Here is a 13,103-nt window from a genome sequence, read left to right on the forward strand (position 1 = left end):
CGCTGTCAGAAGAACCGTGTCACGCTGATCTTCGCGTCGCGCCCCTTGGTGTAGGCACGGTCGCCGCTCAGCGCCGGACGGAAGTTGTTGTTGAACAGGTTGTCCACCGTGAAGTTCACCTCGGTGCCTTTCAGGTAAGCCTGTTGCGGCGCCCATTTGGCGAACAGGCCCTGGGTGTTGTAGCGCTTGTTGCCGTACTGGTCGTAGAACAAGTCGCCGACGCCGGAGCCGGGGCCGCCGGAGTATTTATCGCTGGGCAGGCGATCGGTCGCGCCGATGAATTGCCCCATCCATCCCACCTGGGCATCCCAGGCCGGGATGTGGGTGCCCATGACCAGCACCCATTTGGTCGGCGGAATGTCGCGGGCCGACACATCCGGGCCCCATGGGTTGGTGTAGGCGCCTTCGTGCTTGCCGGTGGCGTAGGCGAACGACACCGAGCCGAACAGGTAGGTGGAGTTATAGAACGATTCCAGCTCGAAACCCTTGATGGTCAGGCCGCCGATGTTGCGGTAATTGGACCTCGGCCCCGGCGGGCACGCGGTGGCGATGGTGCCGCCGTTGATAGCCTGGTTCTGGCAGCCCACGCCCGTGGCCTTGAAGATTTCGTCTTCGACTTTGTTGTGGAACAGGGTGGTGCGCAGTTGCAGGTTATCGTCCTGGGCGATCAGGTTGTCGAAGCGGGTGATGTTGCCCACGGTGATTGAGGTGATGCGCTCGGGGTCGAGGTCGACGCTGGTGGCGGTGCGGCTGCCCAGGCCCTGCACTTCGTACTGTTCGTCGATCACCGGGGCGCGCCAGGTCTGGCTCCAGTTGGCGAACAGGGCGACGTTCGGGGTGACGGTCCAGAACAGCGCCAGGCGCGGCGACCAGCCGGTGTAGGTGCGATCGCTGTAGTCGTGGCCGACGGCCGGGTCGGGGTTGTTGTAGTACGGCGCATCGTTGGCTTCGCCGCGGTTGCGCACATGGTCGTAGCGCAGCGATGGCGTGACGGTCACGTCGCCCAGGGTCAGCGCATCCTGGATGAAGAAGCTGTTGGTATCCACCTTGCCATGGGGCATGAAGCTCGGCTGGAAATGCCCATAGTTGTAGCGCGGCGTGTTGTAGGTGGCGCCGGGCATCCACATCTCGGTTTCGCGGGTGTGCTTGCGGATTTGCCCGCCGACTGTCAGTGCGTGTTGCAACGGCCCGGTGTCGAACAGGCTGACGTTGCGGATGTCGAGATGCTTGTCGGTGTAGGCCGTGTCCATCTTGCGCCCGCCGGTGGCCAACTGGAAAAACGCGGTGGCGTCGCGCTCGTCGGTCTGCTGGGTGTCGGACTGTGAATATTTGACGGTCAGGTCCACCAGCGGGTTGTCCAGGGGCTGGTATTCATACTTGCCCGACCAAGTGGTGTCGAGCGTGTCGCGGTTGGCCAGGAAACGTTTCAACGCGCCTTCGTAGCCGTAGCGGTCGATGTTGGCCTGGGTCGGTGGCGTCGGGTAGCTCGCGGCGGAAAACGGCGTCCACCGGTTGCTGCGGGCGCTCGAGTAAGACAGGCCGACACTGTGCTCATCGGTGAAGTGCGCGTTGACCTTGAACAGCTTGCCGTCCACATCCTGGGCGGTGTTGGGCAGGCGCTGGGGGTTGATCGGGTACTGGTTGTTCTCGTTGGGCAACTTGGCGGCCACCTTCATGTCGCCGCCGTCGCGCTGGGTCAGGTAGGCCAGGGCGTCGAACCGGCCATCGTCGGTGCGGCCATACACGGCGCTGCTGTAGACCTGTTCGTGGTCGTTGCTGGAATAACCGTACTTGAGCATCGCGCCGCTGTTGCGGCCGTCCTTGAGCAGGTCCGGGGCATCCTTGGTGGTCATGTTCACCGTGCCGCCAAAACCGCCGTTGCCGCTGAACGGCGAGTTGGGGCCTTTCTCCACTTCGATGCTCTTGATCAGCTCGGGCTCGATGAACACCGTGCCTTGCTGGTAGCGCTCGAAGCCGCTCTTGGTGGCGCCGTCGACGGTCAGCGGGACGTCTTCGGCGTCACCGAAACCGCGGATGTTGATGGTCTGGCCGCCGGGTTTGAGCGAACCGCCCTGGCTGATCCCAGGCAACGTCTGCAGCAGGCTGGGGATGTTGTTGGCCTGGTAGCGGTCGATGTCCGCCTGGCTCAGGGTCGAGCGGCCGACGGTGCTGGAGTCGACTTGATTGCCGGTGCCGATCACGCTCAAGGCGTCCAGCTGGATCGCGCCGCTGCTGGTGGTCTTGCCCTCATCGGGGCGCACGACGTAGGTGCTGCCGACCTTGATCAGGGTGAACGCGCCATTGTTCAACAGGGTACGAATCGCCACTTCCGCGGTGAAGTCACCGTCGAGCGCCGGCGCCTGGACGTTCTTGAGCTGCTTTTCATCGAACAGCAGCTGGATTTTCGCCTGTTGCGCGACCTGGCTCAGGGACGTGGCCAACGCCTGGGCGGGCAGTTGCAGCGTGAACGACTGCGCATGGGCGCTGAGGCTGAAGGCCAGGCATGTCGCCATTAGGCTCGGTCGAAAAAGCAGGTGCGAAGCGTGGCAAGGCGCGCGAAACATGAAATCCCCCGGGGTGGCCAAACAGCCAAAAAGGTGTGCGGATCGAACACAATCAGGAGGAAGACGGGGCTGAGGAAAAAAACCACACATGCGAATGAAAAATATTCTCATGTGTCTGCTTCGGGGTTATTTTCGGGGTTCGATCCGGACAATGCCATCGGCCGAGGTCACGGTTTTCACCGGCAACAAGGCGGGCAGGGCGTTGAGCAAGGCATCCGGGTCATGCACATCCAGGTTGCCTGACACCTTCAGGTGCGCCACGGCGTGACTCACCTGCAGCGGGGGTTGGGGACGGTACAAACTCAACTCATCGATCAGGCTGGCCAGCTCGCGATTGCGGAACGACAAATGCCCACTGCGCCAGTCGGCAACCTCCTCGGCGGTGAGGGTTTGTTGTTGCACGGTGCCCTTGGCGTAGTCGAAGGTGGCGCGTTGCTGGGCGCCGAGCAACGCGACCGGTTTGGTCGCATCCGGCGCGAACGCCACCTGGCCGTGGGCAACACTCACCACCAGTTGTTGCTGGCCACGTCGCACATCGAAAGCGGTGCCCACCACGCGCACCGTCGCTTCGCCGGCTTGCACGTACAGCGGCCGCTCCTTGTCGGCCGCCACTTCGATATACAGTTGGCCCTTGTCCAGGTGAACGATGCGTTGGTGGGCGCTGAAATCTACGCGCAGGCGGGTGTTGGCATTCACGTAGAGGCGGCTGCCATCGGGCAGGTTCAGGGTACGCATGCCCTTGGCGTGGGCTGCGACCTGGGTGTGATACAACTCGCGCGGCGCGCCGAGGGGCGTGGTCAGTACCGCGCAGAGCAGGGCGGCCGCCACGGCCAGGGCCGGGCGCCAGATCACGGCGGTGCGCTTGGGCAGCGCCACGGGCGTGTTCAGTTGCTGCAACTGGGCGAGGTCGGCCCACAGTTGTTCGAATTCGGCATAGGCTTGGGCATGGGCCGGCACCGCCTGCCAGGCGGCGAAGGCCTTGCGGTCGGCGCGTGCGGTGGCGTTGCGGTTGCGTGCAAACCAGCTGGCGGCTTGGGCATCGACGGCGTCGCTCGTTTCGATGTCCGGGGCGTCGATGTCGCTCAGGCGGTTCATGCTGGCTGCTCCGTGCCGGGGTCAGGTTGAAGGCGTCGCTTGCAATGCAGCAGGGCAAAAGCGATGTGTTTTTCCACCATGCTGGTCGAAATACCCATGCGCTCGGCGATCTGCGCCTGGCTCAAGCCTTCGAAGCGATGCAGCATAAGGGCTTCTCGCCTGCGCGGCGAGAGTTCGGCGAGGACTTCTTTCAACTGTTCCAGGCGTTGCAAGCGAAGCGCGGCGGCCATCGGCGGGTTGTGCTCGTCAATGACCGGCTCGGCATCCCTTTCAACCTGATCGGCGTGGACGGCCTGCCGTACCTTCTGTTTGCGCCAGTGATCGCGCAACAGGTTGCGCGCCATCTGGAACAGAAACGCCCGTGGCTGCTCGACCTTGGCCCGGTCGCGGTAGTCCAGCCATTGGGTGAAGACATCCTGGGTCATGTCCGCCGCGTCGCTGGCGTTGTCCGTGCGCTTGCGCAGGAAATACAGAATGTCTGCATAAAACCCGCGAAAGGCATCGTCCGACAGCGGGTCGGATTTGGGACGCGACATGGATATCCTTCTTGGCGAAGCACGACGTAGAAAAGTCATGAATGATATCGAGAATTATTGTCGTTTGTCTCCAGGCAAATACACTGATCCTGCGCAAGCGGCTCAGGACCTCAGCGTTCGACCGGCACCGACAGCGCCGGATGCCCCAGCGCATGGCTGCGCGCGGCAAAGAATCTCAACGCCACGCCGCTGCCATCGAACAACTGCGAATACCGCCGCTTCTGCTGGCGGATAAACCCATCGCTGCGCCCCGATACCGCGATCGCCAGGGTCGTCACCCGGGCCTGGCGAATTGCATCCACCAAGTGTTTATCCTGCGCTCCCAGGTCGTGGCCGAAGATGCACAGCGCCCCTTCATGGCCGAGTAACTGCTCGTAGCAGAACGACAGATAATCGGAGCTGCGGATGGTCTTGAGCTTCTCTTCCACCTTGCCCTCGCTGACAAACAACGGCACATCGTCCAGGGTCTTGATCGTGTTGTTGATCGCAAAACTGCTGAGCAGGGTGCTGTCGGTGGTCGGCAATTTGCGTGCGGTGCCGTCGAGGTTGCGCACCAGGTGCAGGCCGCCGTGCAGGTAAAGGATGCGCGTGGCGTCGGTGCGGGTGTCGCGCAGGTCGAAGCTGGCGTCGGCGCTGCGGAACAAGTCGTCGATGCCGGGGGCGTGCAGGATCGCCCAGTAGTTGAGCAAGTCGTAGTTGCTGGTGAATACCGTGGAGTAGCTGGCCAGTTCCGCGTTGATCGTCGCCAATGTCGAGGGCTGCACCAGGCGCCACGGGATGTGTACGGCGTGGATGGTATTGATCAATGCTTCCTTGATCGCGTAGTAGCGATTGCGCGGCGCCGCCGAACTGACCGCCAGGGCTTTGTTGACCCGGCTGGTGGTCTTCAGCGCGCTCAGGGCCTGCTCGAAACTGCGGGTCTGCAGGGCGTCGAACACGCTCAGCTCGGATTGGCTCAAGGGTTTTTCTTCAACGGTGCGTGCGTTTTCGAACAGCGAGTCGTAGGCAAAGTCTTCCCAAATCGCTCGGCTGGCGCCGTTGCCGATCAGAATTCCACTGAAGTCGATGGCGCTGCGCAGTGCGCTCCAGTCTTCAAGGTGGGCGTCAATATCCTGAAAATCCTTCATCGCGGCGGGTCTACTCGAAATCGGCGGGTCGGTGACTTTATCACGAGCGAGGGTTGATCCTGATCAAGGTGGGCCCTGTGATGAACGTTGATGCTGTCGGCATAACGCCTCTGAGGATTCGCCATGAGCAGTACCTTCTTCATCCCCGCCGTTAACATCATGGGCACTGACTGCCTTGACGACGCGATGGTCGCCATTCGCAACTACGGTTTTCGCAAGGCCCTGATCGTTACCGACGCCGGCCTGGCGAAGGCGGGCGTGGCCAGCATGATCGCCGAGAAACTGGCGATGCAGGACATCGATTCGGTGATCTACGACGGCGCCAAGCCCAACCCCAATGTGGACAACGTCGAGAAAGGCCTCGCGCTGTTGCAGCAGAGCGCCTGTGATTTCGTGGTGTCCCTGGGCGGCGGCTCGCCCCATGACTGCGCCAAGGGCATCGCACTGTGCGCGACCAATGGCGGGCATATCGGCGACTACGAAGGCGTCGATCAATCGAGCAAGCCGCAACTGCCGCTGGTGGCCATCAACACCACCGCCGGCACCGCCAGCGAGATGACCCGTTTCTGCATCATCACCGACGAAACCCGTCACGTGAAAATGGCCATCGTCGACCGCAACGTCACGCCGCTGCTGTCGGTCAACGACCCGTCGCTGATGGTCGGCATGCCCAAGGGCCTCACCGCCGCCACCGGCATGGACGCCCTGACCCACGCCATCGAAGCCTACGTATCCACCGCCGCCACGCCGATCACCGACGCCTGCGCGATCAAGGCCATCGAACTGATCAGCGCCAACCTGCGCCTGGCGGTACGCGACGGCACCGACAAGGCCGCGCGGGAAAACATGGCCTATGCGCAGTTCCTCGCCGGCATGGCGTTCAACAACGCCTCCCTGGGTTTCGTGCATGCCATGGCCCACCAACTGGGCGGCCTGTACGACTTGCCCCACGGCGTGTGCAACGCGGTATTGCTGCCCCATGTGCAGAGTTTCAACGCCAGCGTCAGTGCCAAGCGCTTGAGCGACGTCGGCCGTGCGCTGGGTGCGGACATCAACGGCAACTCGCCGGAAGAGGGCGCCCAAGCCGCCATCGCCGCCATCCGTACCCTGTCCCAGGACGTCGACATCCCCGCCGGCCTGCGCGAACTGGGCGCCAAGTTGCAGGACATTCCGCTGCTGGCCACCAACGCGTTGAAAGACGCCTGCGGCCTGACCAACCCACGCCGGGCTGATCAGCGTCAGATTGAGGAGATTTTCCGCAGCGCGTTCTGACGGGGTGGTCGCACGCTGCAAGCATTCAGCTACAAGCTGTTAAGGTGTGAATCCTGCACCGTATTCAACTTGAGCATGAAGCTTGCGGCTTGCCGCTGAGGTCCCCTTATGAGAGTTCTGTTATTCGGTGCCACTGGCATGATCGGTCAAGGCGTTCTGCGCGAGTGCCTGCTGGCCGCCGACGTGCAGGAAGTTGTCGCCGTCGGCCGCACGCCGTTGACCCTGGAGCACGCCAAACTGCATCAGGTGCTGCACGCGGACATGTTGGATTTGCAGGCTCTGGAGAACTTGCTGCAAGGTTTCGATGCCTGCTTCTTTTGCCTCGGTGTTTCATCGGCGGGGATGAATGAAACCCGCTACACCCATCTCACCTATGATCTGACCCTGGTCGCCGCCAGCACCCTGGCGCGGCTTAATCCGCAAATGACGTTTATCTATGTGTCCGGCGCCGGCACCGACAGTTCCGAAACGAGCCAGTCGATGTGGGCGCGGGTCAAGGGCAAGACCGAAAATGCCTTGCTGCGCCTGCCGTTCAAGGCGGTGTATGTGTTCCGGCCGGGGCTGATTCAGCCGTTGCACGACGTGCGTTCGAAGACGCCGTTATACGCGTTGTTCTATACGGTACTCGGGCCGTTGCTCTCGTTGGTGCGTCGGATAAAGCCAGGTTGGGTAGTCAGCACCGAGACCGTTGGCCGTGCGATGTTGGCGGCGGTGCGTCACGGCGCACCACAGCCGGTGGTGGAGCAAGCCGAGATCCATCGCCTGGCCTCTCTGAACAACCGCTGATCAGCTCGTCGTCGCGAGTGCGCGGGCGGGGGTGGCGCTGAACTGAATCAACGCGACGCCACCGATCAACAGCAACGCGCCCAGTACCCGGGGCGTTGTCAGCGGGCGTTCCACCAGGCCGAACAGGCCGAAGTGATCGAGCAGCAGCGAGGCGAGAAGTTGCCCGGCCATGGCCAGCGCGATAAAGCCCGATGCGCCCAGCTTGGGCAGCAGCATCAACGCCAACGAGATAAAGCACACGCCAAATGCACCGCCGGCCCACATCCACAGCGGCGCCTTGCCGATAAACGCCAGGCTCGGCAACGGCAGGCGCAAGGCGATGATCACTGGCAGCAGCACGATGATGCTCACCAGCAACGACGCCAGCGTTGCCCACAACGGGTGACCGAGCCCGCGTCCGAGGTTGGCATTGATCGCGCTTTGAAACGGCACCACCGCCCCGGCGATCACCGCCAAAAGCAATAAACCTGCCCACTGCAACGTCGTCATGTTGAATCTCCCAGAGGTTTTGCTGGACTCTAGGCTATTCGTCGCGCAAATTTAAATTCCAAGTTTTTATGCAGGGCATGCAGCTGATGAATGATCTGCGCCGCATCGATCTCAACCTGTTGGTGATCCTCGACGCCTTGCTCAGCGAGCAGCACGTCACTCGCGCCGCTGCGCGTTTGCACCTGAGCCAGCCGGCGGTCAGCCACGCTCTGGCGCGCCTGCGCGACATGCTCGGTGATCCGCTGCTGGTGCGTCACGGCGGCAGGTTGCTGCCGACTGCCCGCGCGCTGGAGTTGGCGATACCGTTGGCGCAGGCCTTGGCCCAGGTGCAGGCGCTGCTGGCGCCGAATCGCTTTGATCCGGCCTCGGCCACGCGCAAGTTTCGCGTGGCGATGTCGGACTACAGCGCGGCGATTTTTCTGCCGGGGCTGGTGCGAACCTTGCGCCGTGAAGCGCCCGGCATCGATCTGCAGATCATCCAGGCCAGCCGCGAAGGCATGGTGGACGGCGTGCTCAGCGGCGATATCGACCTGGCTGCCGGGGTCTTCCCTGACATGCCTGCTGAATTGCGTACTACGCCGTTATTCGAAGAGCATTACACCTGCCTGGTCGACCGCGCCAGCCTGCCACCCAGCGGCACGCTCGACCTGCCCACCTACCTGTCGCGGCCCCATGTGCTCTTGGAAATGCGCGGCAGCGGCACCCCGGAAATCGAGCGGGCACTGAGCGTGATCCGTGAGCGGCGACATGTGGCGATCAGCCTGCCGCATTGGGGCGTGGCGCCGCAGTTGATCGAGGGCACGGACCTGATCCTGACCGTCTCGTCGAGGGGCGTGCTCAACATCGACCGTGAGCAACTGTCGACGGTGCCGCCGCCGTTTCATATTCCGTCGTTCGCCTTTGAGCTGGCGTGGCATGCGCGGCGGGGTGGGGATTCGGGGTTGCAGTGGTTGAAGGCGCAGGTGCAGGGTGTATTGTCCGAAGGTTGCCACTAACAGGAACGACCCCATGCTCACCGGCCTCAACCACTTGACCCTGGCTGTCACCGATCTGCCGCGCAGCGTCAGCTTCTACCATGACCTGCTGCAACTTCGCCTCGACGCCACCTGGGACAACGGCGCCTACCTGTCATTGCCCGGCTTGTGGCTGTGCCTGTGCCTCGACCCACTGCGCCCGTCGGTGCCGGCGGCTGAATACACCCACTTTGCCTTCACGGTAGGCGCGAGCAACTTCGCCGCGCTGGTGCAACGCCTGCGAGCCGCCGGCGTAGCAGAGTGGCGCGACAACCGCAGCGAGGGCGCTTCGTTCTATTTTCTCGACCCCGATGGCCACAAGCTCGAAGCCCATGTCGGTGATCTGGCCTCGCGCCTGCAAGCCTGTCGCGCCAAGCCTTATGCCGGCATGCAGTTTTACCCGTAGCGCGGGAACGTGCAGAATCCTTCCACCTCTCAACCGTCAGTCAGAGTCACGCCCATGACCCCATCCTTGCTGCTCGCCGTCCTCGCTTCGGGTTTTATCTACGGTATTACGCCTGGCCCGGGGGTATTGGCCGTGTTCGGTATCGGCGCGGCCCGGGGGCGTCGCGCCGGGGCCGGTTTTCTGTGCGGGCATTTGCTCGGCGATGTGCTGTGGTGCAGCACCGCGCTGATTGCGATCGTGGGGGCGCGGGAAGTCGGCAGCACTGCGTTCGATGTGCTGGGCGTGCTCAGTGGCGCGTACTTGTTCTGGCTGGGCTGGCGCGCGATCCGTACCCAGCGCCGCAGTAGCGAGGCACCCCAGGGCGCGGCGCGGCATCCGTTCTGGCACGGCATCCTGTTCGGCCTGACCAACCCCAAGGCCTACCCGGTGGCCGTCGCCACGTTTACCGCCTTGCTGTCCAGCCGTGCCGAGTTGCTGACCTGGGCGATGCTGCCATCGTTGATCTTGCTGAGCTTTATCGGTGGGCTGTTGGCCTACGCGATTCTGATCGGCGTGGTGGGCGCGCAGCGGGTACGCACGGTGTATCAGCGTCACGAAATCCTCATCACCAAGCTCTGTGGGGTGATGTTCATCGGCTTCGCCATCAATGCGCTGGCCCACGCGTTGCCGGGCCTGTTCGGCAGTAAACCGGCGTGAGGCGGCGACCGTTCGTCGCACTGGCAAGTTTTTTCTAAACCTTTGCGGCGGTTAAAATTCGAATTCAGAGCGGGGCGTATGTTCTCGCACCTATTTTTGCCCTGGAGGAACCCATCATGAGCCGCATGGCTATCCGGTTACGCACCGCCAGTTTCGCGATGCTGCTGGGCCTCGGCGCCAGCAATGCTTTCGCCCAGTCGCCGGCTGAATTCATCGAGCAGGCTTCGGCCAAAGGCATGGCCGATATCGAAACCAGCCGCATGGCCCACGCCAAGACCTCGTCCCAGGAAATCAAGGACTACACCATCGAGGTGATCAACGAGCGCACCCTGGCCAACCAGCATCTGGCGGCCATCGCCAAGAAGCTCGACCTGCCCGTGGCGCCGCGCGAGAAGATCGTCGACAAAGCCGAAACCCTCATGCCCGAGCTCAAGGACGGTGATTCCTTCGATGCTGCCTACACCGCGCAACAGGTCAAAGAAAACGAAGACGCCATCGCGCTGTTCAAGCAGGAAGGTGCCGCGTCGGATGTCCCGGAAATAAAAGCGCTGGTGGATGAGACGCTGCCCAAGCTGGAAGAGCGTCTGCAAAAGGCCCGCGCCCTGGCATCTACCTACGGTAAAGGCCGTCAAGGCGACGGTTGAGGCTTGCACTCGATATGCAAAACGGCGGTTGGCGCCCATCCAACCGCCGTTTTTTTATGCCGGGTTCAAGTCGGTCCTGGTCGCCGGCGCACTCAGAACCGCAGTTCCGCCTGGCCTGTGCCTTCCAGTGCGAGCAGATACTGCTTGGCCGCAAGCCCGCCGGCAAACCCTGTCAAGCCGCCCGATGCGCCAATGACCCGATGGCACGGCGCAATGATCGAGATCGGATTACGCCCATTGGCCGCGCCCACGGCGCGCACGGCTTTCGGGTTGCCGATCTGCTGGGCGATCTGGCTGTAGCTGCGGGTTTCGCCGAAGGGGATGGTCAGCAGTGCCTGCCAGACTTGTTTCTGAAAGTCGGTGCCGGTGAAGTCCAGCTCCAGCTCGAACCGATGACGGGCACCGGCGAAGTATTCCTGCAACTGGCGCTCGGTTTCCAACAGCACGGGGTTGTCTTTCACTTCGCGCAATTCCCCCAGGCGTACACGGTTCGCGCGCTCTGTTTCCCATAGGATGGCGCTGAGTTTGCCATGGCGGGACACCAGGGTCAGTTCGCCGACGGGGGAGGGCATGAGTGTGTATTCGTAGGCCATCAACGGGCTCCTCGGAGAACGGACGTAAAAGGGTACAGCGCTACGGTAGTTCCATCGACCTGGAGGAAAACTACGTTTCTTGCGGTCAAATTCCGCCGGAACGAGTCTGTCGGCGCATTCAGATGCCGCTATCGATCCTGTTGCAGCACCTTGAGCGCTGCGGACGCGAGGAACCCCGAACGGCTTTTTTCCTCGGGATGGTGCAGTACGTATTCATCGATACGATTGAGCAAATAGCCTGGCAGGGTGATGTTGAGTTTCTGCGCCTTGCCCAGGTATTTGGTGACATCGATGTCCACCACTGCCCACATGCAACCGGCGTACTTGGGGTTGGCTGCATGCAGGGTGACTTTCTGCGCGCTGGGAATCGGCGCACCGTCTTCGGCGAGAATTTCGAAGTGGCCTTCAATCGCTTCACGGGCCATGGCCATGGCGTCATCCAAGTCGTCACCGGCGGAGTAGCAACCAGGAATGTCCGGGACTTCCACGCCCCAGGCATGGTCTTCGTCACCAGTAGAAATTGCGATGGGGTACAGCACGTTCGTTGTCCTCCAAGGACAGTTAACTCAGCAGTGCCTGTTTCAACATGCTTTTGGCGGTCTTGTCCAACAAGTCCTTCTTCGGATGAGGAATTGTCACCAGCCCCGGTTTCGTCGGGTGCTTGAAGGGGTGATGGCTACCTCTGACGCGCACCAGATACCAGCCGTCGGCGACGATATGGCCTATTAAATATCGGCTATCCACAGCACCTCCTTGTGGTGTGTGTTGGTGGTGGCTATAACCACTGAAGATAAATTATCAACACTCTACCTACCAGCGGTCGGTGAGCGATAGTTCGGTGGGGGGCGAATCAAGCGTATGAGCGCGCAGGACGGGCGTCGGTCAGAGGTATTACTGGGGTTTTCGCAGGAGTGACGCTTCTCCGATGACGGAGAGAAACGCATCAACCAATGCACTCGGTCTTTCAGTCGGGGTCAGCACCAACAACCGCGCACACGCATCCACCTCCACCAACGGCCTGTACGTCACGCCCTTGTTCATCAAGCTCTGCGTGCAGGCCGGCACCAAGGCCACCCCTTGCCCGGCGGCCACCAGGGCGATGATCGAGGTGATCTGGCGCCCCGTTGGCCCCGCGCGCAGGGGCACGCCATGCTGGCGATAAAGCTGCTCGACGGTCTGGTTCAGCCCTGACCCATAGTCCGCGGGAAACAGTATCACCGGGTACGCGCAGAGCTGCGCCAGGCTGACGGTTGCCTGCTCGGCCAGCGGGCTGTCGCTGGATACCGCCGCCACCAACCGCTCTTCGCCCAGCGACAGCGCCTGCACGTGGTCGTTTTGCGGTAACAGCCGGCTCAAGCCGATATCCAGCCGCCCATCGGCGACCTGCGCGCCGAGGCTGCCGGAGGCGCATTCCACCAGGGTCAATTGCACATCCGGGAAGCGTTGCGCGAAAGCCTGGATCGCCTGGCTGAACAGATCCGACAGGGCGATTGAACTGACATACCCCAACGCCAATTGCCCGGCCGTTCCGGCCGCGAGTTTGCCGGCGATGACGTGGGCCAATTCGACCTGTTCCAGCACACCCCGGGCATAGGGCAAAAACGCCCGGCCCTGGGCGGTGAGGGCGACCGTGCGGCTGGTGCGATCGAACAGTTTGAAACCCAGCTCTGCCTCCAGCGCGGAAATCTGCCGGGTCAATGGCGGCTGGGCCAGGTGCAGACGCAGGGCGGCGCGGCCGAAATGCAATTCTTCGGCGACCATCAGAAAGTAACGCAGCTTGCGTAGGTCGAGCATCCTGATCCTTGGGTATCAATCGGTGCGAATTCGGTATTGGTTTAAGCCCCGCCCGCCATTCTATAAAGACCTTTCAAAATAAAACGAG

General features: G+C 62.3%; 15 protein-coding genes. 6 read left to right on the forward strand and 9 right to left on the reverse strand.

Annotation, left to right across the window (positions count from 1 at the left end; genetic code table 11):
• Positions 1–5 precede the first annotated feature (5 nt).
• The 4 genes from JN756_RS07740 to JN756_RS07755 form a co-directional block, all read right to left on the reverse strand.
• Positions 6–2,564, reverse strand: coding sequence for a TonB-dependent receptor (locus JN756_RS07740; RefSeq protein ID WP_201021970.1), 2,559 nt, complete (start codon positions 2,562–2,564; stop codon positions 6–8).
• A gap of 126 nt (positions 2,565–2,690) precedes the next feature.
• On the reverse strand, positions 2,691–3,659 hold the full coding sequence (locus tag JN756_RS07745; protein WP_046490287.1) for a FecR family protein: 969 nt from the start codon (positions 3,657–3,659) through the stop codon (positions 2,691–2,693).
• Positions 3,656–4,195, reverse strand: a complete 540-nt coding sequence (locus JN756_RS07750; RefSeq protein WP_017844857.1) for an RNA polymerase sigma factor — start codon at positions 4,193–4,195, stop codon at positions 3,656–3,658. Before JN756_RS07750 ends, JN756_RS07745 begins: the two co-directional genes overlap by 4 nt.
• 110 nt (positions 4,196–4,305) lie before the next feature.
• Positions 4,306–5,322 (reverse strand): DUF4917 family protein, encoded by a 1,017-nt coding sequence (locus tag JN756_RS07755; RefSeq protein WP_079443021.1) that lies wholly within the window; start codon positions 5,320–5,322, stop codon positions 4,306–4,308.
• A gap of 123 nt (positions 5,323–5,445) precedes the next feature.
• Here JN756_RS07755 and yiaY point away from each other — a divergent pair, with 123 nt between their 5' ends.
• A complete protein-coding gene (yiaY, locus tag JN756_RS07760) occupies positions 5,446–6,594 on the forward strand; it encodes an L-threonine dehydrogenase (RefSeq protein ID WP_017844859.1) in 1,149 nt (382 codons plus the stop codon).
• A gap of 108 nt (positions 6,595–6,702) precedes the next feature.
• Positions 6,703–7,380 (forward strand): NAD(P)H-binding protein, encoded by a 678-nt coding sequence (locus JN756_RS07765; protein ID WP_126589327.1) that lies wholly within the window; start codon positions 6,703–6,705, stop codon positions 7,378–7,380.
• On the opposite strand, the gene JN756_RS07770 is transcribed toward JN756_RS07765, so the two are convergent.
• The gene (locus tag JN756_RS07770; RefSeq protein ID WP_046384399.1) at positions 7,381–7,869 is read right to left on the reverse strand and encodes a DMT family transporter; all 489 of its coding nucleotides are present in this window, start codon (positions 7,867–7,869) and stop codon (positions 7,381–7,383) included. It abuts the gene before it with no gap.
• 77 nt (positions 7,870–7,946) lie between these two features.
• On the opposite strand from JN756_RS07770, the gene JN756_RS07775 reads away from it, so the two are divergent.
• The 4 genes from JN756_RS07775 (at position 7,947) to JN756_RS07790 (ending at position 10,628) form a co-directional block, all read left to right on the forward strand.
• Positions 7,947–8,864, forward strand: coding sequence for a LysR family transcriptional regulator (locus JN756_RS07775; protein WP_376740634.1), 918 nt, complete (start codon positions 7,947–7,949; stop codon positions 8,862–8,864).
• Between the two features lie 13 nt (positions 8,865–8,877).
• Entirely contained in the window at positions 8,878–9,288 is a 411-nt protein-coding gene (gene fos, locus JN756_RS07780) for a fosfomycin resistance glutathione transferase (protein WP_046384397.1), read from the forward strand.
• A 54-nt stretch (positions 9,289–9,342) separates the two neighbouring features.
• Positions 9,343–9,984, forward strand: a complete 642-nt coding sequence (locus JN756_RS07785) for a LysE family translocator (protein WP_046384396.1) — start codon at positions 9,343–9,345, stop codon at positions 9,982–9,984.
• A gap of 116 nt (positions 9,985–10,100) precedes the next feature.
• Positions 10,101–10,628 (forward strand): DUF4142 domain-containing protein, encoded by a 528-nt coding sequence (locus tag JN756_RS07790; protein ID WP_017844866.1) that lies wholly within the window; start codon positions 10,101–10,103, stop codon positions 10,626–10,628.
• Between the two features lie 92 nt (positions 10,629–10,720).
• Here the strand turns inward: JN756_RS07790 and JN756_RS07795 are convergent, their stop codons facing one another.
• The 4 genes from JN756_RS07795 to JN756_RS07810 all read right to left on the reverse strand — a co-directional run bounded on the left by JN756_RS07795 (position 10,721) and on the right by JN756_RS07810 (position 13,015).
• Complete coding sequence (locus tag JN756_RS07795; RefSeq protein WP_046490294.1) at positions 10,721–11,221, reverse strand: methylated-DNA--[protein]-cysteine S-methyltransferase; 501 nt, start codon at positions 11,219–11,221, stop codon at positions 10,721–10,723.
• Between the two features lie 128 nt (positions 11,222–11,349).
• Positions 11,350–11,760 carry a type II toxin-antitoxin system HicB family antitoxin gene (locus tag JN756_RS07800; RefSeq protein ID WP_079443027.1) on the reverse strand — a complete coding sequence of 137 codons (411 nt, stop codon included), beginning with the start codon at positions 11,758–11,760 and terminating at the stop codon, positions 11,350–11,352.
• 22 nt (positions 11,761–11,782) lie between these two features.
• Entirely contained in the window at positions 11,783–11,965 is a 183-nt protein-coding gene (locus JN756_RS07805) for a type II toxin-antitoxin system HicA family toxin (RefSeq protein ID WP_057004762.1), read from the reverse strand.
• A 147-nt stretch (positions 11,966–12,112) separates the two neighbouring features.
• Entirely contained in the window at positions 12,113–13,015 is a 903-nt protein-coding gene (locus JN756_RS07810) for a LysR family transcriptional regulator (RefSeq protein ID WP_046384393.1), read from the reverse strand.
• Between the last annotated feature and the right edge of the window lie 88 nt (positions 13,016–13,103).

The organism is Pseudomonas sp. Y39-6 (genome assembly GCF_023651955.1).
Taxonomy (GTDB): domain Bacteria; phylum Pseudomonadota; class Gammaproteobacteria; order Pseudomonadales; family Pseudomonadaceae; genus Aquipseudomonas; species Aquipseudomonas veronii.

Excerpts from the sequence above, each read along its gene's own strand:
- JN756_RS07745 (WP_046490287.1), bottom strand. The coding sequence starts at position 3,659 with ATGAACCGCCTGAGCGACATCGACGCCCCGGACATCGAAACGAGCGAC.
- JN756_RS07810 (WP_046384393.1), bottom strand. The coding sequence starts at position 13,015 with ATGCTCGACCTACGCAAGCTGCGTTACTTTCTGATGGTCGCCGAAGAA.
- JN756_RS07790 (WP_017844866.1), top strand. The coding sequence starts at position 10,101 with ATGAGCCGCATGGCTATCCGGTTACGCACCGCCAGTTTCGCGATGCTG.
- JN756_RS07765 (WP_126589327.1), top strand. The coding sequence starts at position 6,703 with ATGAGAGTTCTGTTATTCGGTGCCACTGGCATGATCGGTCAAGGCGTT.
- JN756_RS07750 (WP_017844857.1), bottom strand. The coding sequence starts at position 4,195 with ATGTCGCGTCCCAAATCCGACCCGCTGTCGGACGATGCCTTTCGCGGG.
- JN756_RS07775 (WP_376740634.1), top strand. The coding sequence starts at position 7,947 with ATGCAGCTGATGAATGATCTGCGCCGCATCGATCTCAACCTGTTGGTG.
- yiaY (WP_017844859.1), top strand. The coding sequence starts at position 5,446 with ATGAGCAGTACCTTCTTCATCCCCGCCGTTAACATCATGGGCACTGAC.
- JN756_RS07755 (WP_079443021.1), bottom strand. The coding sequence starts at position 5,322 with ATGAAGGATTTTCAGGATATTGACGCCCACCTTGAAGACTGGAGCGCA.
- JN756_RS07770 (WP_046384399.1), bottom strand. The coding sequence starts at position 7,869 with ATGACGACGTTGCAGTGGGCAGGTTTATTGCTTTTGGCGGTGATCGCC.
- JN756_RS07785 (WP_046384396.1), top strand. The coding sequence starts at position 9,343 with ATGACCCCATCCTTGCTGCTCGCCGTCCTCGCTTCGGGTTTTATCTAC.
- fos (WP_046384397.1), top strand. The coding sequence starts at position 8,878 with ATGCTCACCGGCCTCAACCACTTGACCCTGGCTGTCACCGATCTGCCG.
- JN756_RS07740 (WP_201021970.1), bottom strand. The coding sequence starts at position 2,564 with ATGTTTCGCGCGCCTTGCCACGCTTCGCACCTGCTTTTTCGACCGAGC.
- JN756_RS07795 (WP_046490294.1), bottom strand. The coding sequence starts at position 11,221 with ATGGCCTACGAATACACACTCATGCCCTCCCCCGTCGGCGAACTGACC.